The organism is Mycobacterium sp. IS-3022 (genome assembly GCF_001500065.1).
Classification (GTDB): domain Bacteria; phylum Actinomycetota; class Actinomycetes; order Mycobacteriales; family Mycobacteriaceae; genus Mycobacterium.
In genome coordinates this window covers 1-20,735 of the sequence record NZ_LQIN01000016.1, presented here as the reverse complement: position 1 = coordinate 20,735, position 20,735 = coordinate 1, and the positions used below count along the sequence as shown (strand labels likewise).

20 protein-coding genes are annotated in these 20,735 nt (G+C 67.1%); 17 read left to right on the top strand and 3 right to left on the bottom strand.

Features of this window, described 5'->3' with window-relative positions; translation table 11 throughout:
- Positions 1–6 precede the first annotated feature (6 nt).
- Positions 7–1,701 (bottom strand): polyprenol phosphomannose-dependent alpha 1,6 mannosyltransferase MptB, encoded by a 1,695-nt coding sequence (mptB, locus tag AU188_RS12635; protein WP_059164060.1) that lies wholly within the window; start codon positions 1,699–1,701, stop codon positions 7–9.
- 103 nt (positions 1,702–1,804) lie between these two features.
- On the opposite strand from mptB, the gene AU188_RS12630 reads away from it, so the two are divergent.
- The 11 genes from AU188_RS12630 to AU188_RS12580 all read left to right on the top strand — a co-directional run bounded on the left by AU188_RS12630 (position 1,805) and on the right by AU188_RS12580 (position 11,278).
- Positions 1,805–2,560 (top strand): helix-turn-helix transcriptional regulator, encoded by a 756-nt coding sequence (locus AU188_RS12630; protein WP_059164059.1) that lies wholly within the window; start codon positions 1,805–1,807, stop codon positions 2,558–2,560.
- Positions 2,557–4,002: a Fe-S cluster assembly protein SufB gene (sufB, locus tag AU188_RS12625; RefSeq protein ID WP_059164058.1), complete on the top strand. Its 1,446-nt coding sequence runs from the start codon at positions 2,557–2,559 to the stop codon at positions 4,000–4,002. Before AU188_RS12630 ends, sufB begins: the two co-directional genes overlap by 4 nt.
- Positions 4,003–5,199: a Fe-S cluster assembly protein SufD gene (gene sufD, locus AU188_RS12620; protein ID WP_059164057.1), complete on the top strand. Its 1,197-nt coding sequence runs from the start codon at positions 4,003–4,005 to the stop codon at positions 5,197–5,199.
- Positions 5,196–5,966, top strand: coding sequence for a Fe-S cluster assembly ATPase SufC (gene sufC / locus AU188_RS12615; protein WP_059164056.1), 771 nt, complete (start codon positions 5,196–5,198; stop codon positions 5,964–5,966). Before sufD ends, sufC begins: the two co-directional genes overlap by 4 nt.
- Positions 5,967–5,969: 3 nt before the next feature.
- The gene (locus AU188_RS12610; RefSeq protein ID WP_059164055.1) at positions 5,970–7,223 is read left to right on the top strand and encodes a cysteine desulfurase; all 1,254 of its coding nucleotides are present in this window, start codon (positions 5,970–5,972) and stop codon (positions 7,221–7,223) included.
- 1 nt (position 7,224) lies between these two features.
- A complete protein-coding gene (gene sufU, locus AU188_RS12605) occupies positions 7,225–7,710 on the top strand; it encodes a Fe-S cluster assembly sulfur transfer protein SufU (RefSeq protein WP_059164054.1) in 486 nt (161 codons plus the stop codon).
- Entirely contained in the window at positions 7,688–8,035 is a 348-nt protein-coding gene (locus AU188_RS12600; protein WP_059100004.1) for a metal-sulfur cluster assembly factor, read from the top strand. The genes sufU and AU188_RS12600 overlap by 23 nt, the downstream gene beginning before the upstream one ends.
- Before the next feature lie 80 nt (positions 8,036–8,115).
- Positions 8,116–8,481 carry a thioredoxin gene (trxA, locus tag AU188_RS12595; protein ID WP_059164053.1) on the top strand — a complete coding sequence of 122 codons (366 nt, stop codon included), beginning with the start codon at positions 8,116–8,118 and terminating at the stop codon, positions 8,479–8,481.
- A gap of 27 nt (positions 8,482–8,508) precedes the next feature.
- Complete coding sequence (locus tag AU188_RS12590) at positions 8,509–9,345, top strand: enoyl-CoA hydratase (protein ID WP_059164052.1); 837 nt, start codon at positions 8,509–8,511, stop codon at positions 9,343–9,345.
- A 12-nt stretch (positions 9,346–9,357) separates the two neighbouring features.
- On the top strand, positions 9,358–10,986 hold the full coding sequence (locus tag AU188_RS12585) for an ABC-F family ATP-binding cassette domain-containing protein (protein ID WP_059164051.1): 1,629 nt from the start codon (positions 9,358–9,360) through the stop codon (positions 10,984–10,986).
- 97 nt (positions 10,987–11,083) lie between these two features.
- Complete coding sequence (locus tag AU188_RS12580; RefSeq protein WP_059100174.1) at positions 11,084–11,278, top strand: helix-turn-helix domain-containing protein; 195 nt, start codon at positions 11,084–11,086, stop codon at positions 11,276–11,278.
- Here AU188_RS12580 and AU188_RS12575 read toward each other — a convergent pair.
- Together AU188_RS12575 and acnA are read right to left on the bottom strand one after the other, a co-directional pair.
- Positions 11,275–11,844 carry a TetR/AcrR family transcriptional regulator gene (locus AU188_RS12575; protein WP_059164050.1) on the bottom strand — a complete coding sequence of 190 codons (570 nt, stop codon included), beginning with the start codon at positions 11,842–11,844 and terminating at the stop codon, positions 11,275–11,277. The genes AU188_RS12580 and AU188_RS12575 overlap by 4 nt on opposite strands.
- A 5-nt stretch (positions 11,845–11,849) precedes the next feature.
- Entirely contained in the window at positions 11,850–14,669 is a 2,820-nt protein-coding gene (gene acnA / locus AU188_RS12570) for an aconitate hydratase AcnA (protein ID WP_059164049.1), read from the bottom strand.
- Positions 14,670–14,829: 160 nt separating this feature from the next.
- On the opposite strand from acnA, the gene AU188_RS12565 reads away from it, so the two are divergent.
- From AU188_RS12565 to AU188_RS12540, 6 genes are all read left to right on the top strand, one after another.
- The gene (locus tag AU188_RS12565; RefSeq protein WP_059164095.1) at positions 14,830–15,393 is read left to right on the top strand and encodes an Rv1476 family membrane protein; all 564 of its coding nucleotides are present in this window, start codon (positions 14,830–14,832) and stop codon (positions 15,391–15,393) included.
- 245 nt (positions 15,394–15,638) lie between these two features.
- Positions 15,639–17,054, top strand: coding sequence for an NlpC/P60 family peptidoglycan endopeptidase RipA (gene ripA, locus AU188_RS12560; protein ID WP_059164048.1), 1,416 nt, complete (start codon positions 15,639–15,641; stop codon positions 17,052–17,054).
- A 65-nt stretch (positions 17,055–17,119) separates the two neighbouring features.
- Positions 17,120–17,785 (top strand): NlpC/P60 family peptidoglycan endopeptidase RipB, encoded by a 666-nt coding sequence (ripB, locus tag AU188_RS12555; RefSeq protein WP_286137447.1) that lies wholly within the window; start codon positions 17,120–17,122, stop codon positions 17,783–17,785.
- Between the two features lie 180 nt (positions 17,786–17,965).
- Positions 17,966–19,117 (top strand): chaperone MoxR1, encoded by a 1,152-nt coding sequence (gene moxR1 / locus AU188_RS12550; RefSeq protein WP_059164094.1) that lies wholly within the window; start codon positions 17,966–17,968, stop codon positions 19,115–19,117.
- Entirely contained in the window at positions 19,114–20,061 is a 948-nt protein-coding gene (locus AU188_RS12545; RefSeq protein WP_059164046.1) for a DUF58 domain-containing protein, read from the top strand. The genes moxR1 and AU188_RS12545 overlap by 4 nt, the downstream gene beginning before the upstream one ends.
- Before the next feature lie 30 nt (positions 20,062–20,091).
- The coding region (locus tag AU188_RS12540; RefSeq protein ID WP_156426661.1) for a VWA domain-containing protein at positions 20,092–20,735 on the top strand (644 nt) is incomplete at its 3' end.

Sequence of the window (20,735 nt, the reverse complement as noted above, 5' to 3'; positions counted from 1 at the left end):
GGTGGGTCACGGGGACTCAGCGTAGGCGTCGGGTCTCACCGGCTGTGGTTCCGGTGGCGACGGCTGCTCGGACGGCCGCGTCGTCACGCTCCGCCAGGGCAGCCGGTTGTAAGTGAGCAGGATCAACGCCGCCACGATCACGGTGCTGGCCGCCACTGTGAGCAGGATCTGAAACAGCGTGAACCGGTCGCCGTTTGCGGTGGGGCCGAAGATGCCGACCGCCAGCGTCACCACGATCGTCGTGCTGCGGAACGCCGGCCGGGTGGCCCACGCCGCGAGTGGCAGCACGGCCCACAACACATACCAGGGCTGGACCACCGGGAACAGCAGCACGGTCACGCCGAGCGCGACGCCGAGACCGCCCACCGGGTGTAGGCGGCCGCGCAGCACCGCCAGCAGCAGCCAGGTCACCAGGATCGCGATGATGAACACGCCGATCGCACGGGTCAGGCCCAGCACCGCCGTGGTGTGGTCGCCGAGGCCGAGCAGGATGCCGACCTGCCCGGTCCCAAGGGCCAACAAGGTCGGCAGCGACATCCAACTGCGCACGACGTTCGCGGTGCCCAGAGTGAAGAGCCAGCCGAAGCCGAGGCCGCTGGCCCACCCGATGATCGCCATCACCGCGACCGACACGGCGGTCAGCGAACCCCCGGCCAGGAAAAACGCCTTGACCGTGCCACCCCACCGGCAGGCCAGCGCCATCGCAACAAAGCCCAGCGCCAGCAACGACGGCAGCTTCACCTGAGACGACAGCGTGATCAGCACGACGCCCAGCAGCAGCATCGCCAGCGGCCGCCACCGCAACCATTGCGCGCGGCCTTGCGGCCGGGTCAGCGGCCTGGGAACCAGGGGTGTGGCGGCGCCGATGCTGCTGACACCGCGCAGGGCGAACTCGGTGCCGGCGAGCATCAGCCCCAGCATCAAGGCCTCGTTGTGGATGCCCGCCACCAGATGCATGATCAGCAGCGGGTTCGCGGCGCCGAGCCACAGCGCGCTCACCTCCGCGACACCGCAGCGGCGGGCCAGGCGCGGCGTCGCCCAGACGATCAGGCCGACGCCGAACAGCACGACCAGCCGGTGACACAGCACCGCGGCCACGATGTTCTCGCCGGTCAACGCCGAGATGCCCTGGCCGATCCACAGGAACAGCGGACCGTACGGGGCCGGCGTCTCGCGCCACATGTTCGGTACGGACAACGTGAACACGTGGTCCAGGCCGAGGCCGGTCGCCGGACCCACCCGGTAGGGGTCCAGACCGCTGACACCGATCTCACTCTGCGCCAGGTAGGAGTAGACGTCGCGGCTGTACATGGGCGGGGCGATCAGCAGCGGGAGCACCCACAACCACAGCAGACGGTCCAGTTGACTGCGCGACATGCGCCGGTCTCCCAGCGCGAACCGGCCGAGCATCAGCCAGGCCAGCGCCATCATCACCGCGCCGGTGGTGGTCATGGTCAGCGACACCGTCTGGATGCGGGACGGAAGGTTGAGCAGTCGTACGCCGAACGTCGGATCCTGGACCACCGGCCTGGCCCCGACTCCGAGTGCACCGATCGCCATCAGCACCGTGCCGGCCGCGCCGAACAGCCGGGTCCGGCGCAGCGCGATGACCTCGGCGTCGTTGAGCGGTGAGCCCACCGGGGGTTCGTCGGCGTGCCAACGGGCGATCGACGAGCTGAACGAAGGGAGGCGGGCTGCCACCTCAGCAGCGTAACCGCCGGTGTCGGTGGTCCCGGTCGGGCCGAGGTCGGGCTAAGGGTGCCCTTGCTTTACACGGCTTTTGGAATTCCGTCACAATAGTGTTGTGAAATTCAGTCCGGAGGCTGGCGCCGCTACGACGGCGACGTCCAGCACCGCCGCAGGAGCCGATCGCCACACGCGTGGTGCGATCGTGCAGCTGCTGCTGGAATCCGGACCGATCACTGCGGGCGAGATCGGCGAGCGGCTCGGAATCTCCGCTGCCGGGGTGCGTCGCCACCTGGACGCGCTGATGGAGGCGGGCGACGCGCAGGCCAGCGCCGCGGCCGCCTGGCAGCACACCGGACGCGGTCGGCCCGCCAAGCGGTACCGGCTCACCCCGGCGGGTCGCGCCAAGCTGAGCCACGCCTACGACGACCTCGCCGCCGCGGCGATCCGGCAGTTACGAGAGATCGGCGGCGACGACGCCGTGCGGGCGTTCGCGCGTCGTCGTATCGACGGGATTCTCGCGGGAGTAACCGAGGGTCCCGATGACGTTGAATCAAAGGCCGACCGGGTGGCGGCCGCGCTGACCGAGGCCGGCTACGCGACGACTGTGACATCGGTTACGCCGGCGCCTGGACCGATCCACGGAATCCAGCTGTGTCAGCATCACTGTCCGGTGTCTCACGTCGCGGAGGAGTTCCCGGAACTGTGCGAGACGGAGCGGGAGGCCTTCGCCGAGATCCTGGGAACCCACGTGCAGAGGCTCGCCACGATCGTCAACGGCGACTGCGCCTGCACCACGCACGTACCGCTGGTCGACAAGGTCGACAAGATCACAGCCACAGCCCCAACTAGCAAGCAAGGAGCGTCGAGATGACGACGACACCCGAGGTCCACAAGGTAGGCGAACCGCTCAGCCAGGACGAGGCCATCGCTTCGCTGAGCCGGTACGGCTACGGCTGGGTGGACTCCGACGTCGCGGGCGCCAGCGCGCAGCGCGGATTGTCCGAGGCGGTGGTTCGTGACATCTCGGCGAAGAAGAACGAGCCCGAGTGGATGCTCGAGACCCGGTTGAAGGCGCTGCGCACCTTCACCAAGAAGCCGATGCCGACGTGGGGTTCCAACCTCGAGGGCATCGACTTCGACAACATCAAGTACTTCGTGCGGTCCACCGAGAAGCAGGCCGCCACCTGGGACGACCTCCCCGAGGACATCCGCAACACCTACGACAAGCTCGGCATCCCGGAGGCGGAGAAGCAGCGTCTGGTCTCCGGTGTGGCGGCCCAGTACGAGTCGGAGGTGGTCTACCACCAGATCCGCGAGGACCTCGAGGCCCAGGGTGTCGTCTTCCTCGACACCGACACCGCGCTGCGCGAGCATCCGGACATCTTCAAGCAGTACTTCGGCACCGTGATCCCCGCCGGCGACAACAAGTTCTCCGCGCTCAACACCGCGGTCTGGTCGGGCGGTTCGTTCATCTATGTCCCGCCCGGCGTGCACGTCGACATCCCGCTGCAGGCCTACTTCCGGATCAACACCGAGAACATGGGCCAGTTCGAGCGCACGCTGATCATCGTCGACGAGGGCGCCTACGTGCACTACGTCGAAGGCTGCACCGCGCCGATCTACAAGAGCGACTCGCTGCACTCCGCGGTCGTCGAAATCATCGTCAAGCCGGGCGGCCGCTGCCGCTACACGACGATTCAGAACTGGTCGAACAACGTCTACAACCTGGTCACCAAGCGGGCCCGCGCCGAGGCGGGAGCGACGATGGAATGGGTCGACGGCAACATCGGCTCCAAGGTCACGATGAAGTACCCGGCCGTGTGGATGACCGGTGAACACGCCCGCGGTGAGGTGCTGTCGGTGGCGTTCGCCGGCGAGGGCCAGCATCAGGACACCGGCGCGAAAATGCTTCACCTGGCGCCGAACACATCGAGCAACATCGTGTCCAAGTCGGTGGCCCGCGGCGGTGGCCGCGCGTCCTACCGCGGCCTGGTCCAGGTCAACAAGGGCGCACACGGATCGCGCTCCAGCGTGAAATGCGATGCGCTGCTCGTCGATACCGTCAGCCGCAGCGACACCTATCCCTACGTCGACATCCGCGAGGACGACGTGACCATGGGTCACGAGGCCACCGTGTCGAAGGTCAGCGAGAACCAGCTGTTCTACCTGATGAGCCGCGGCCTCACCGAGGATGAGGCGATGGCGATGGTGGTGCGCGGCTTCGTCGAGCCGATCGCCAAGGAACTCCCGATGGAGTACGCGCTGGAGCTCAACCGGCTGATCGAGCTGCAAATGGAAGGCGCGGTGGGCTGAGTGGTTTCCGAGCTGACCACCGCCGTCGAACCGACGCCGGCCGGATCCGCACTCAACAAGGGCGAGATCTTCACCTCGTTCGACGTGAACGCCTTCGAGGTGCCCGGTGGCCGCGACGAGATCTGGCGGTTCACACCGCTCAAACGCCTCCGCGGTCTGCACGACGGCTCCGCGCCCGCCACGGGCAGCGCCCAGATTCGGGCGGCCGAACTGCCCGGCGTCACCGTGGAGACGGTGCGCCGCGGCGACGAGCGGCTCGGTGAGGGCGGCGTGCCCGCGGACCGGGTTGCAGCGCAAGCATTTTCGTCGTTCGACACGGCGACGATCGTCACCGTGGCCCGTGACACCGAGGTCGCCGAGCCGATCGAGATCGACATCAGCGGCCCGGGTGAGGGCGCGGTGGCCTACGGGCATCTGCAGATCCGCGTCGAGGAACTGTCGCGGGCGATCGTCGTCGTCGACCTGCGCGGCAGCGGAACCTACGCCGACAACGTCGAGATCATCGTGGGTGATTCGGCCGGCCTCGGGGTGATCTGGATCGCCGACTGGGCCGACGACATGGTGCATGTCAGCGCGCACCACGCGCGGCTGGGCAAGGATGCCGTGCTCGGACACGTCAACGTCACGCTCGGCGGCGACGTCGTCCGGACCACGGCGACGGTCCGCTTCACCGGAACCGGCGGCGACGCCAAGTTGCTCGGCACCTACTTCGCCGACGACGGTCAGCACTTCGAGTCGCGGCTGCTCGTCGATCACGCCCATCCGAACTGCAAGTCCGATGTGTTGTACAAGGGTGCACTGCAAGGTGATCCGGCATCCAATCGGCCCGACGCGCACACCGTGTGGGTCGGCGACGTGTTGATCCGCGCGGAGGCCATCGGCACCGACACCTTCGAGGTGAACCGCAATCTGCTGCTCACCGACGGCGCGCGGGCCGACTCGGTGCCCAACCTCGAGATCGAGACGGGTGAGATCGTCGGCGCCGGACACGCCAGTGCCACCGGACGTTTCGACGACGAGCAGTTGTTCTATCTAAGGGCCCGCGGCATCCCCGAGGATCAGGCACGGCGCTTGGTGGTGCGCGGCTTCTTCAACGAGATCATCGCCAAGATCGCCGTGCCCGCGGTGCGCGAGCGCCTCACCGAAGCAATCGAACGAGAACTAGCGATCACAGAATCGAGAACAGCCCAATCATGACCACACTGGAAGTCAAAGACCTGCACGTCTCGGTCCTCACACCCGAGCAGACCGAGATACCGATCCTCAAGGGTGTCGACCTGACCGTGAAGTCGGGGGAGACCCATGCGGTGATGGGCCCCAACGGTTCCGGCAAATCGACCCTGTCGTACGCGATCGCCGGCCACCCCCGCTACACGGTGACGTCCGGTTCGATCACGCTGGACGGCCAGGACGTGCTGGAGATGAGCATCGACGAGCGCGCCCGCGCAGGCCTGTTCCTCGCGATGCAGTACCCCGTCGAGGTGCCGGGGGTCTCGATGTCGAACTTCCTGCGCACCGCCGCGACGGCCGTGCGAGGCGAGGCGCCGAAGCTGCGGCACTGGATCAAAGAGGTCAAGGCCGCGATGAGCGACCTCGGGATCGACGCGGCGTTCTCCGAACGCAGTGTCAACGAAGGGTTCTCGGGCGGTGAGAAGAAGCGCCACGAGATCCTGCAACTGGCTCTGCTGAAGCCGAAGATCGCGATTCTCGACGAGACGGACTCGGGTCTGGACGTCGATGCGCTGCGGGTGGTCAGCGAGGGCGTCAACCGCTACGCCGAGACCGAGCACGGCGGCGTGCTGCTCATCACGCACTACACCCGGATCCTGCGGTACATCCGGCCGCAGTTCGTGCACGTGTTCGTCGACGGGCGCATCGTCACCTCCGGTGGTCCGGAACTCGCCGACGAACTCGAGGAGAACGGCTACGTCCGGTTCACCCAGACGGCGGCCGCGGAGGCGTAACCCGTGACCGCCTCCGTTCGCCCACTGGATCTGGCCGCCATCCGCGCGGACTTCCCGATCCTGAAGAAGCAGATGCGCGGCGGAAACGTGTTGGCGTACTTGGATTCCGGTGCGACGTCGCAACGGCCGTTGCAGGTCCTCGACGCCGAGCGCGAGTTCCTGGTCACCTCGTACGGCGCAGTGCACCGCGGCGCTCACCAGTTGATGGAGGAGGCCACCGACGCCTACGAGGAGGGCCGCGCGGACATCGCGGCGTTCGTCGGCGCCGACCCCGACGAGTTGGTGTTCACCAAGAACGCGACCGAGGCGCTCAACCTGGTGTCCTACGCGCTGGGTGACACGCGCTTCGAGGGCGCTGTCGGCCCGGGCGATGTGATCGTCACGACGGAACTCGAGCACCATGCGAATCTGGTGCCGTGGCAGGAGTTGGCGCGTCGCACCGGCGCGACGCTGAAGTGGTACGGGGTCACTGCTGACGGGCGAATCGACCTCGATTCGCTCCGACTCGACGGGCGCGTCAAAGTCGTTGCGTTCAGCCATCATTCGAACGTGACCGGCGCCTTGGCCCCGGTCGCCGAACTGGTTTCGCGCGCCAAGGCGGTCGGTGCGCTGACCGTGCTCGACGCGTGTCAGTCAGTGCCGCACCAGCCGGTTGACCTCCATGCACTCGACGTCGACTTCGCGGCGTTCTCCGGGCACAAGATGTTGGGGCCGACCGGGATCGGCGTGTTGTACGGCCGCGGCGCGGTGTTGAACGCGTTGCCCCCGTTCCTCACCGGCGGGTCGATGATCGAGACCGTCACGATGGAGGAGACGACGTACGCGTCGGCGCCACAGCGCTTCGAGGCGGGGACGCCGATGACGTCGCAAGTGGTCGGGCTGGCCGCCGCCGCGCGGTATCTGCGCGAGGTCGGGATGGCCGCCGTCGAAGCGCACGAGGCCGAGCTGGTCGCCGCGGCGCTGGAAGGGCTGACCGCGATCGACGGCGTGCGGATCATCGGGCCGAGGTCGTTGGAGAACCGCGGGTCGCCGGTCAGCTTCGTCGTCGACGGTGTGCACGCCCACGATGTGGGGCAGGTGCTCGACGACGAGGGCGTGGCGGTGCGCGTCGGCCACCACTGCGCGTGGCCGCTGCACCGCCGGTTCGGCATCGCGGCCACCGCGCGGGCGTCGTTTGCGGTGTACAACACCGTCGAAGAGGTCGATCGGCTGGTGGCGGGTGTCCGTCGGGCCGTGGAATTCTTCGGCAGGGACTGACGTGCGGCTGGAGCAGATCTACCAGGAAGTGATCCTCGATCACTACAAGCACCCGCACAACCGTGGGCTGCGCGAGCCGTTCGACGCGCAGGTGCACCACGTCAATCCGACCTGCGGGGACGAGGTGACGCTGCGGGTGACGTTGTCCGGCGACGGCGAGCAGGTGGCCGACATCTCCTATGACGGTCAGGGCTGTTCGATCAGCCAGGCCTCGACGTCCGTGCTGACCGATCAGGTGATCGGGCAAAGCGTCGGCGACGCCATGAAGACGGTCGCGGCGTTCAGCGAGATGATTTCGTCGCGCGGGACGGTCGGCGGCGACGAAGATGTGATCGGAGACGGCATCGCGTTCGCCGGTGTCGCGAAGTATCCGGCGCGGGTCAAGTGCGCGCTGCTGGGTTGGATGGCTTTCAAGGACGCGCTGGCGCAAGCCGGCGCAGAATTCGGGACAGAGGAGGCGCCGAATGAGCGACACCGCAGTGCCTAACGAGGAACTGTTGTTCGATCTCGAGGAGGCGATGCGCGACGTGGTCGATCCGGAACTGGGGATCAACGTCGTCGACTTGGGCCTGGTTTACGGAATCAACGTCGAGCAGGGGGAGCAGGGCAACGTCGCGTTGATCGACATGACCCTGACGTCGGCCGCGTGCCCGCTGACCGATGTCATCGAGGATCAGTCGCGCACCGCGCTGGTGGGTGCGGGCCTGGTCGACGAGCTGAGGATCAACTGGGTGTGGAACCCGCCGTGGGGACCGGACAAGATCACCGAGGACGGCCGCGAGCAGCTTCGGGCGCTCGGCTTCACGGTCTGACGGCGGCGATCGCGCGCTGCACCGTTTCGCCGTCCGTAGGCTGGGGAACACCCGGCTGAACACCAGCGTTAGGACTCAACGTGGCTACCCAAGACATCACCGCCGAACAATTCAACGACACCATCAACGACAACGAGATCGTGCTGGTGGACTTCTGGGCGTCGTGGTGTGGCCCGTGTAAGGCATTCGCCCCCACGTTCGCGGCGTCCTCCGAGGAACACCCCGACGTGGTGTACGCCAAGGTCGACACCGAGGCCGAACAGGCGCTGGCTGCGGCCGCCGACATCCGGTCCATCCCGACGTTGATGGCGTTCAAGAAGGGCAAACTGGTCTTCAACCAGGCCGGCGCGTTGCCGCCCGCGGCGCTCGAGGAGCTCGTCCAGCAGGTCAAGGAGTTCGACATCGACGCCGCGATCGCAGCGCAGGACAACGGCCAGCCGGAGTGACGCTGCGCACGCGATAGCGTGCACTGCGTGAACGAGCGCGCAGACACCGAACAGAGCAACTTCGTCCTGGTGGACCGACCGCGGCCCGGCGTCGCGCTGGTGACCCTGAACCGGCCGGAACGGATGAACTCCATGGCCTTCGACGTCATGGTGCCGCTCAAGAAGGCGCTCGAGGAACTGACCTTCGACAACTCCGTGCGGGCGGTGGTGCTGACCGGCGCGGGACGCGGTTTTTCCTCCGGCGCCGACCACAAGTCGGCCGGCGCCGTGCCGCACATCGACGGGCTGACCCGGCCGACGTTCGCGCTGCGGTCCATGGAGGTGCTCGACGACGTCATCCTGGCCCTGCGCAAGATGCACCAGCCGGTGATCGCCGCGGTCAACGGCGCCGCGATCGGAGGAGGCCTGTGCCTGGCACTGGCGTGCGACATCCGCGTCGCCGCCGACGGCGCCTACTTTCGCGCTGCTGGTATCAACAACGGTCTGACCGCCAGTGAACTGGGATTGTCCTATCTGCTGCCGCGCGCCATCGGCACCTCGCGGGCCTTCGAGCTGATGCTGACCGGCCGTGACGTCGACGCCGCCGAGGCCGAACGCATCGGGCTGGTGTCCCGCGCGGTCCCCGACGACGACCTGCTCGAGGTTTGCTACCAGCTCGGTGAACGCATCGCGACGTTCTCTCGGCCGGGAATCGAGTTGACCAAACGCACACTTTGGAGTGGACTGGACGCCGGTAGCCTGGAAGGGCATATGCAAGCCGAGGGCCTCGGACAACTCTTCGTCCGGTTGCTCACCGCCAACTTCGAAGAAGCGGTGACAGCGCGCGCCGAGAAACGGGCCCCTGTCTTCACCGACGACAAGTAAGGACAGCACAGCGTGATCACCGCAACGGACCTCGAGGTCCGCGCCGGGGCACGCACGTTGCTGTCCACCGACGGAACCGCGCTTCGGGTGCAGCCCGGCGATCGGATCGGCTTGGTCGGCCGCAACGGCGCAGGCAAGACCACCACGCTGCGCATCCTCGCCGGCGAAAGCGAGCCCTACGCGGGAGACATCGCCCGCAACGGCGAAATCGGTTACCTGCCACAGGATCCCAGAGAAGGCGACCTCGACGTGCTCGCTCGCGACCGGGTCCTGTCGGCACGTGGGCTCGACACCCTGCTGGCCGACCTGGAGAAGCAGCAGGTGCTGATGGCCGAGGTCGCCGACGACGCCGCCCGGGACAAGGCCGTCCGCCGGTACGGTCAACTCGAGGAACGGTTCGCGGCGCTGGGCGGCTACGCCGCCGAGAGCGAGGCAGGCCGGATCTGCGCGAGCCTCGGACTGCCCGAACGCGTCCTGACGCAACCGCTGCGCACGCTGTCCGGCGGTCAGCGCCGCCGCGTGGAACTCGCCCGGATCCTGTTCTCCGCATCCGAGAGCGGTGCGGGATCTTCGGCAACGCTGCTGCTCGACGAACCCACCAACCATCTCGATGCCGATTCCATCGGCTGGCTGCGCGACTTCTTGCAGCAGCACACCGGGGGCCTGATCGTCATCAGCCACAACGTCGATCTGCTCGCCGATGTGGTGAACCGGGTGTGGTTCCTCGACGCGGTGCGCGGCGAGGTCGACGTCTACAACATGGGTTGGCAGAAGTACCTCGACGCCCGCGCCACCGACGAACAGCGGCGCCGCCGCGAACGCGCCAACGCCGAACGCAAGGCTTCCGCGTTGCGCTCACAGGCCGCCAAGATGGGCGCCAAGGCCACCAAAGCCGTTGCTGCGCAGAACATGTTGCGACGCGCCGACCGGATGATGGCCGCTCTCGACGAGGAACGCGCCGCCGACAAGGTGGCCCGCATCAAGTTCCCGACCCCCGCGCCGTGCGGACGTACCCCGCTCGTCGCCAAGGGGCTGACGAAGAACTACGGGTCGCTCGAGGTCTTCACCGGTGTCGACCTCGCGATCGACCGCGGCTCACGCGTCGTGGTGCTCGGCCTCAACGGCGCGGGCAAGACCACGCTGCTGCGCCTGCTGGCCGGCGCCGAAACGCCGGATGCCGGCGTGTTGGAACCCGGCCACGGCCTCAAACTCGGCTATTTCGCCCAGGAGCACGACACCCTCGACGACACCGCGACGGTGTGGGAGAACATCCGGCACGCGGCGCCCGACACCGGCGAGCAGGACCTTCGGGGTCTGTTGGGCGCCTTCATGTTCAGCGGACCGCAGCTCGAGCAGCCGGCGGGCACGCTGTCCGGCGGGGAGAAGACACGACTGGCGCTCGCCGGGCTGGTCGCATCGACCGCGAATGTGCTGTTGCTCGACGAGCCGACGAACAACCTCGATCCCGCGTCACGGGAGCAGGTCCTCGACGCGCTGCGCAGCTACGTCGGCGCGGTCGTGCTGGTGACCCATGATCCCGGCGCCGCCGAGGCGTTGGACCCGCAGCGCGTGGTGCTGCTTCCCGACGGCACCGAGGACTTCTGGTCCGAGGACTACCGCGATCTCATCGAGTTGGCCTGATCCGGCGGGTCTGGAGACCGTTTCGTCATTTTCATCCGCCGTGTGTAACCGGTTCATACGCTGGGTATGCGTCGGGGCATCAAGCGGGGAGGTGCTGATGAAAAAGCTGGACAAGTCGAGAGACCAGTTGCTCAACGAGTTGCGGAGTGCTTACGAGGGTGGCGCGAGTATCCGCACGCTGGTGGCGTCCACCGGCCGATCGTACGGTTCGATCCACAGCATGCTGCGCGAGTCGGGCACCACGATGCGCAGCCGCGGCGGCCCCAACCACCGCAGCAGGCGCGCCAGCTAGTCCGGCCGCTGCCGCAGGGATGCCTCGACGAGGTCCAGTACGGCACTGAGCTTTTCGGGATCGTCTCCCGAAGCCAACCGTGCAACCAAACCGTCGAGGACGAGGTCGAGATAGGTCTGCAGCACGGCGCTGGGGACGTCGTCGCGCAGTCGGCCCGCCTGTTTCTGCATACGTAACCGCTGATGGGTGGCCGCTGAGAGTTCGGCGGACCGCTCCGACCACCCGCGGTGGAACTCGGGATCGTTGCGGAGCTTTCGCGCGATCTCCAGCCGCGTGGCCAGCCAGTCGAACTGTTCGGGCGCAGCGAGCATGTCCCGCATCACTTGGACGAGCCCCTCCCTCGCGGCGACGTCGGCCATCCGCTCGGCGTCCTCGCGGGCCAGCTCGAAGAACAGCGTGTCCTTGTCCCGGAAGTGGTGGAAGATGGCGCCGCGCGACAGCCCGATCGTCTGCTCGAGCCGCCGCACGGTCGCCTTGTCATAGCCGTACTCGGCGAAACACCGGCGGGCGCCGTCGAGGATCTGCCGACGACGCGCCGCCAGGTGGTCGTCGGTGACCCGGGGCATGTCGCCTACGACTTCAGCATGTTGCGCAGCACATACTGCAGGATGCCGCCGTTGCGGTAGTAGTCCGCCTCACCGGGGGTGTCGATGCGCACCACCGCGTCGAACTCGACCGCCTCGCCGTTCTCCTTGGTCGCCTTCACGTGCACCGTCTTCGGCGTCTTGCCCTCGTTGAGCTCCTCGATACCCGTGATGTCGAACGTCTCGGTGCCGTCGAGCTTCAGCGACGACGCCGACTCGCCCTCGGGGAACTGCAGCGGAATCACGCCCATGCCGATCAGGTTCGACCGGTGGATCCGCTCGAACGACTCACAGATCACCGCGCGCACGCCCAGCAGCCGGGTGCCCTTGGCGGCCCAGTCCCGCGACGAGCCGGAGCCGTACTCCTTGCCACCCAGGACGACCAACGGAATATCCTGCGCCGCATAGTTTTGCGCGGCGTCGTAGATGAACGCCTGCTCGCCGCCGTTGGTGAAGTCGCGGGTATAGCCGCCGGACACGTCGTCGAGTAGCTCGTTGCGCAGCCGGATGTTGGCGAACGTGCCGCGGATCATCACCTCGTGGTTGCCGCGTCGGGAGCCGTAGGAGTTGTAGTCCTTCTTCTCGACGCCGTTTTCCTCGAGGTACTGCGCGGCGGGAGTGCCGGGTTTGATACTGCCCGCGGGGGAGATGTGGTCGGTGGTGACCGAATCACCCAGCAGTGCCAGCACTTTGGCGCCCTTGATGTCGGTCACCGGCTCCGGCTCGGCCGGCATCCCGTCGAAGTACGGCGGCTTGCGCACATAGGTCGAGTCGTCGGCCCACTCGAAGGTGTTGCCGCTCGGGGTCGGCAGGTTACGCCAGCGCTCGTCACCCTTGAACACGTCGGCGTAGTTCTTGGTGAACATCTCGGTGTTGATAGCCGAGGCGATGGTGTCGTCGATGTCCTTCTGCGACGGCCAGATGTCCTTGAGGAACACCTCGTTGCCATCCGAGTCCTTGCCCAGCGGTTCGTTGTCGAAGTCGAAGTCCATCGTTCCCGCCAGCGCGTAGGCGATGACCAGCGGCGGCGACGCCAGGTAGTTCATCTTCACGTCGGGATTGATGCGGCCTTCGAAGTTGCGGTTGCCCGACAACACCGCGGCCACCGACAGATCGGCGTCGTTGACCACCTGCGAGATTTCCTCGGGCAGTGGCCCGCTGTTGCCGATGCAGGTAGTGCAGCCGTAGCCCACCAGATAGAAGCCGAGCTTCTCCAGATACGGCCACAGATCGGCCTTCTCGTAGTAATCGGTGACGACCTGCGAACCGGGCGCCATCGTCGTCTTCACCCACGGTTTTGTGGTCAGTCCCTTCTCCACGGCGTTCTTGGCGAGCAGCGCCGCGCCGAGCATGACCTCGGGGTTGGAGGTGTTGGTGCACGACGTGATGGCCGCGATGACGACGGCACCGTGGTCGAGGATGAACTCACCGCGCTCATCGGACTTGACCTCCACGGGGTTCGTGGGTCGGCCGTTGGACCCCACGGCCGCCGACGGCACCACGGCGTCGTCGTCGGCGAACGCCAGGCTGGACGCCGGGTCGCTGGCCGGGAACGTTTCCTCGACGGCCTCGTCGAGTTTGGTGTGCGCGGGAGCGTTGCCGTCCTCGACATAGTTGTGAATGGCCTTGCGGAAAGCGTCCTTCGCGTCGTTCAGCGCGATGCGGTCCTGCGGGCGCTTCGGCCCCGCGATCGAGGGCACCACGTCGGAGAGGTCGAGCTCGATGTACTCGGAGAACTTCGGCTCCCGCTTCGGGTCGTGCCACATGCCCTGTTCCTTGGCGTAGGCCTCGACCAGCGCGAGCTGCTCGTCGCTGCGCCCGGTCATCCGCAGATAGTCGATGGTGACCTCGTCGATCGGGAAAATAGCTGCGGTCGAACCGAATTCGGGGCTCATGTTCCCCAAAGTGGCGCGGTTGGCCAGCGGTACCTCGGCCACGCCGTCGCCGTAGAACTCGACGAACTTGCCGACCACGCCGTGCTTGCGGAGCATCTCGGTCACGGTGAGCACCACATCGGTGGCGGTCACCCCGGGTTGGCGCTCACCGGTCAGCTTGAACCCGACCACCCGCGGGATGAGCATCGACACCGGTTGGCCCAGCATCGCGGCCTCGGCCTCGATTCCGCCGACGCCCCACCCCAGCACGCCCAGGCCGTTGACCATCGTGGTGTGGCTGTCGGTGCCGACGCAGGTGTCGGGGTAGGCCACACCGTCGCGCTCCCACACCACCCGCGCCAAGTACTCGATGTTGACCTGGTGCACGATCCCGGTTCCCGGCGGGACCACCTTGAAGTCGTCGAAGGCACCCTGTCCCCAGCGCAGGAACTGATAGCGCTCGCCGTTGCGCTCGTACTCGATCTCGACGTTGCGTTCGAAGGCGTCCTCGCGGCCGAACAGGTCGGCGATCACGGAATGGTCGATCACCAGGTCGGCCGGGGCGAGCGGATTGACCTTGTCGGGGTCACCGCCCAGGTCGCCGATCGCTTCCCGCATCGTGGCGAGGTCGACGATGCACGGCACACCGGTGAAGTCCTGCATCACCACCCGGGCCGGGGTGAACTGGATCTCCACGCTGGGCTCTGCTTCGGGATCCCACTTGGCGAGCGCCTCGATGTGGTCTTTGGTGATGTTCTTGCCGTCCTCGGTACGCAACAGGTTCTCGGCCAGAACTTTCAGGCTGTAGGGCAGTTTCTCGGTGCCCTTGACTGCATCGAGGCGGTAGATCTCGTAGCTCTTGTCGCCGACCTTCAGGGTGTCGCGGGCATCAAAAGAATTGAGGGAAGAATTTTCCGTATTATCTTTGCTCACATCAACTCCCGGCTAGTTCTCGCAGCCGACGGGCTGTGTCGGCCGCGTTCCAACTCTAACAGTACGCTTGTCCTGTAAAACAATCAGGGTCGGTGTTCAGTCTCGTCCCCGCCTGCGCGTGCTGTCACCCCGCTGGGTACCCATCACGTACGGTTCTTTCGTGACCGGACCGCATGTGCTTCCGTTTCTGCCGGCATACATACCGCCCGACGTCTGTGGGCCGGTCGGCCGAGATCCCGCGACCACGCCCGTCGACACGTGCATGAACCTCGTGATCGATGACGTCCGCGACGACGGCGTGAGCGCCTCGCCGACGCCGGAGAACGAAGGCCTGCCCGGGGTGGTCGCCGAGGCTGCGCAGCAGGGGATCGACCTCAAGATCGTCGTCGTCGACCAGAATCCGCCGATCGACACGCCACTGCGTGATATCGCCACCGAGGTGGGCCAGGCGTTTCCCGGGGCGACCGTGCTGGTGCTCAGCCCCAGCGAGTCGGGTTCGTTCAGCACCACTTTCGACCGGGCCACGCTGGAAGCCGGTCAGGATGTCGCCGAAGGCCGTGGCGCGGTCCAGGGTTCGAAGAACTTTCTGAGCGAGTTGACGACGCCGGACTTTCCGTGGACGGCGTTGACCATTGTGGTGGTTCTGGGAGTCATTGCGGCCGTTATCGGTACGCGACTTTTGCAAATTCGCGGCAGGCGCACCGAGTCCCGCGCGCAGACCTGAATGCGCAGCGCAACAGCGGTTTTGACGCCGGAGCGCGGTGGCGCCGCAGGTAGTGAAGTCACGGCTCGATAACACTACATTCAATTACAAACTTGTAATTTGTGACTTGAGTTTCTTTGGCGTCAGATGTGACGTACGGTGCAATCGGTAACTGTGTTGTAGATGTGCATTTTGTGACTAATGCGCACAGTGCCCGACGAATGTGTCCGCACGTTCGCCTGAGAGCCATAGGAGAACTGAGTCGGATGAGACCCATCACTCGCGCATTGGCCACTTGGCCGTGTGAACGGTTCTGCGCGGCTCTGCTCGCGGCGGTCGTGCTGCTCGCCACCCCCGGCCTGGCCGTGGCGCAACCCAGCAGCCCCGACAGCCTCGCCGCACTCGTCGCCGCCGTCGCCGAAGCGGATCAGAAGTTGCAGGACCTCGGCGCCGCGATTCAGCAACAGCAGGAGAGCGTCAACAAGGCGATCCTCGATGTGCAGACCGCCCGGGAGAATGCCGATGCCGCACAGCGCGAGGTCGACGCGAGCAGGCAGCGTGTCCAAGACGCCAACATCGCAATCGAGCAGGCGCAGAAGCGGTTCGACTCGTTCGCGGCCGCGACATACGTCAACGGTCCTTCCGACTCGTACCTGACCGCGAGCGATCCCGCGGACATCGTCAAGACCGCCGCGGTCGGGCAGACGTTGACGCTCAGCTCGCAGAAGGTCATCGCCGACCTGCAGCGGGCCCGCACCGAGCAGGTCAACCGGGACTCCGCGGTGCGACTGGCCAAGCAGAACGCCGACAAGGCCGTCGCCGACGCTGAAGCCAGCCAGCGCTCGGCGGTGTCGGCACTCACCGACGCGCAGGAGACGTTCCGGTCTCAACAGGCCCAACTCGACAAGCTGACCGCCGAGCGCGCCGCCGCACAGGCGAAGCTCGCGCAGGCACGCACCGCGTCCGCGCCGGCGGCGGACGCCCCTGCGGCACCGGCGGCGGCCGCGGCCCCGGCGAACGAGAACTGGGACCGCGCACCGCAGGGCCGCGACCCGGGCACCGGCAACTGGGCCGGGCCGTGGGACCCGACGCTGCCCGCGATTCCCAGCGCCTTCGTCAGCGGTGATCCGATCGCGATCATCAACGCGGTGCTCGGAATCGCGTCGACGTCGGCGCAGGTGACCCAGGACATGGGCCGCAAGTTCCTGCAGTCGCTTGGATTGCTACCCACTCCGACCGGCTACACCAACGCTCCCGGTGCGATTCCTCGGGTTTACGGCAGGCAGGCCACCGAGTACGTGATCAAGCGGGCCATGTCGCAGCTCGGCGTGCCGTACTCATGGGGCGGCGGCAACGCCGCCGGCCCGAGCCGGGGCATCGACTCCGGCGCGGGCACAGTCGGATTCGACTGCTCGGGGCTGATGCTCTACGCGTTCGCCGGTGTCGGCATCAAGCTCGACCACTACTCCGGTTCGCAGTACAACGCCGGACGCAAGGTCCCGTCGTCGCAGATGCGGCGTGGCGACATGCTGTTCTGGGGCCCCAACGCCAGCCAGCACGTGGCCCTCTATCTCGGCGACGGACAGATGCTCGAAGCGCCCTACACCGGGTCGGTGGTGAAGGTGTCACCGGTGCGCACCAGCGGCATGACCCCGTACGCGACTCGTCTCATCGAATGGTGACTTCGATAAAGAACAGGAATACCTTGCGTTCCAAGCTGACTCGCTTCCTCGGCGGTTGCGCACTCCTGCTCGCCACGGTTGCGCTGACCGTCGGACTGGCCACGCCCGCCGCCTCGGCGCCCGGCGACGGTCAGTGGGATCCCACGTTGCCCAAGCTGCTCAGCGCCGGCGCGCCGGGCGATCCGCTCGCGATCGCCAACGCATCGCTGGCCGCGACCGCGCAGGCCACCGAAGTCACGATGAACCTGGGCCGCAAGTTCCTGTCCACGCTGGGCCTCGCACCCCCGGAGGCGGCGACGGCCGGCGTCGCGCCGGGCCGGGTTCGCGGGCCGCAGGCCATCGAGTACGTGATCCGCCGGGGCGCCTCGCAGATGGGCGTGCCGTACTCGTGGGGCGGCGGCAAGCCGAACGGACCCAGCCGCGGCATCGACTCGGGCGCCAATACCGTCGGCTTCGACTGTTCGGGCTTCACCCAGTTCTCGTTCGCGGGTGTGGGCGTGCTGATCCCCAAGTACTCAGGTGATCAGTACGACACCGGCCGCAAGGTGCCGACGTCGCAGGCCAAGCGCGGCGACCTGCTGTTCTGGGGGCCCGGCGGCAGCCAGCACGTCGCCCTCTACCTCGGCGGTGGGCAGATGCTGGAGGCCTCGAGCAACTCCGGGAAGGTCACGGTGAGCCCGGTACGCCACTCGGGCCTGCAGCCCTACGTGGCCCGCATCATCGAGTCCTGACCCCGAACCTGAGCGGAGCCTGAGCCGAACCTGAAGGCGCTTGTTGAATTCTCTTCGCGCAAGCGCTCATCGTCGGGCAACGTCGACGGATTTCGTGGTGCCTGGAATAGTTGACGGCGAGCGCGCGGCCCGGACCGGCCAGCGCCGCTATGACCAGCGAGTTATGTGGAAGGAACGTTGATGACGTCACCGAGTGGGCCGCCGCAGGGGGCTGCAGGTTATCCCGGCCAGGCACCGGCGCAGGGATACCAGGGCTCGCATGCCGCGCCGGCGACCAACCCGGCCTCCAATAACGGCGGTCTGCAGCAAGAGGTCCACACGCTCGAGCGGGCCGTCTTCGAGGTCAAGCGGATCATCGTCGGTCAGGACCAACTGGTCGAGCGCATGCTGGTCGGCCTGCTCGCCAAGGGCCATGTGCTGCTCGAGGGTGTGCCCGGCGTCGCCAAGACGCTGGCCGTCGAAACCTTCGCCAAGGTGGTGGGTGGCACGTTCGCACGCATCCAGTTCACGCCCGACCTGGTGCCCACCGACATCATCGGTACCCGTATCTACCGGGTGGGCAAGGAGGAGTTCGACATCGAACTCGGCCCCGTGGTGGTCAACTTCCTGCTCGCCGACGAGATCAACCGCGCCCCGGCGAAGGTGCAGTCGGCGCTGCTGGAGGTCATGGCAGAGCGCAAGATCTCGATCGGCGGCAAGACCTTCCCGCTGCCCCAGCCGTTCCTGGTGATGGCCACCCAGAACCCGATCGAGCAGGAGGGCGTGTACGCGCTGCCCGAAGCTCAGCGCGACCGCTTCCTGTTCAAACTCAACATCGACTACCCATCGCCCGAGGAAGAGCGCGAGATCATCTACCGGATGGGCGTCAAGCCGCCGGAGCCCAAGCAGATTCTGGCGCCGGGTGACCTGCTGCGACTGCAGGACGTGGCGGCCAACAACTTCGTGCACCACGCGCTCGTCGACTACGTCGTCCGGGTGGTGACCGCCACCCGGCAGCCCGAGAAGTTCGGAATGCCCGACGCCAAGGCCTGGATCGCCTACGGCGCATCACCGCGCGCATCGCTGGGCATCATTGCCGCGGCCCGGGCGCTGGCGCTGGTGCGCGGGCGTGACTACGTGATCCCGCAGGACGTCGTCGAGGTCATCCCTGACGTGCTGCGGCACCGGCTGGTGCTGACCTACGACGCGTTGGCCGACGAGATCTCCGCCGAGACGGTGATCACCCGGATCCTGCAGACCGTGGCCCTGCCGCAGGTGAATGCCATTCCGCAGCAAGGTCATTCGGTGCCGCCAGTCGTGCCCGCCGCCGCAGGTGCGGCCAGCAATCGGTGACCACCTCCGGACGCAACGTCGATCTGCCGTCGCTCAAGCGGGGGGAGATCCGTGACCCCGCGCTGACGGCGGCGCTTCGCAAGCTCGAGTTGACGGTGCGCCGCAAACTCGACGGCGTCCTGCACGGCGACCACCTCGGCCTGCTTCCGGGTCCGGGTTCGGAGCCGGGGGAGTCGCGGCTCTACCAGCCCGGCGACGACGTGCGCAGGATGGACTGGTCGGTCACGGCGCGCACCACCCATCCGCATGTGCGACAGATGATCGCAGACCGCGAGCTCGAAACCTGGCTGGTGGTCGACATGTCGGCCAGCCTCGATTTCGGCACGACCGGTTGCGACAAGCGTGACCTCGCGGTGGCCGCCGCGGCGGCGATCACGTTCCTCAACAGCGGCGGAGGCAACCGGATCGGCGCGATCATCGCCAACGGCGACACCGTGCGGCGGGTGCCGGCTTTGTCGGGCCGGATGCACGAGCAGGAGATGCTGCGCGCGATCGCGACGATGCCCAAGGCGCCGACGGGCGTTCGCGGCGACCTGGCCGCCGCCATCGACGCCCTGCGCCGGCCGGAGCGTCGTCGCGGCATGGCGGTGATCATCAGCGACTTCCTCGGCCCGATCAACTGGATGAGGCCGCTGCGGGCGATCGCCGGCCGCCACGAGGTGCTCGGCATCGAGGTCCTCGACCCGCGCGACGTCGAGCTGCCGCCGGTCGGCGACGTGGTCCTGCAGGACGCCGAGACCGGCACGACCCGCGAGTTCACCATCGACGAGCAGTTGCGCGACGACTTCGAACGGGCCGCGGCCGCCCACCGTGCCGAGGTGGCCAGGACGTTGCGGCGATGTGACGCGCCGCTGCTGACGTTGCGCACCGACCGTGACTGGATCGCCGACGTCGTCCGGTTCGTCGCCAACCGCAGGCGTGGCGCCCTGGCAGGCCGTGTCTAGGTCGGATCGTCGCGAAATGATTAGGCGCACATGACATTGCCGTTGCTCGGACCGATGACGCTGTCGGGCTTCGAAAACGCCTGGTTCTTCCTGTTCTTGCTCGCGGTGCTCGGGATCGTCGGGCTCTACATCGTGGTGCAGCTGGCCCGGCACCGGCGGATGTTGCGGTTCGCCAACATGGCGTTGCTGGAAAGCGTTGCGCCGAAAAGTTCTACGCGCTGGCGGCATGTGCCCGCAATCCTCCTTGTGATCGCGCTGGTGTTCCTCACGGTGGCGATGGCCGGTCCGACGCACGACGTGCGCATACCGCGTAACCGCGCGGTGGTGATGCTCGTCATGGACGTGTCGCAGTCGATGCGGGCCACCGACGTCGCACCGAACCGCATGGCAGCGGCCCAGGAGGCGTCCAAGCAGTTCGCCGACGAGCTCACCCCCGGTATCAATCTCGGGCTGATCTCGTATGCCGGGACGGCGACCGTGCTGGTGTCGCCGACCACCGGCCGTGAGGCCACCAAGGCCGCGATCGACAAACTTCAGTTCGCCGACCGCACGGCCACCGGTGAGGGCATCTTCACCGCGCTGCAGGCGATCGCCACGGTCGGGGCGGTGATCGGTGGCGGCGACGAACCGCCGCCGGCGCGCATCGTGCTGTTCTCCGACGGCAAGGAGACCGT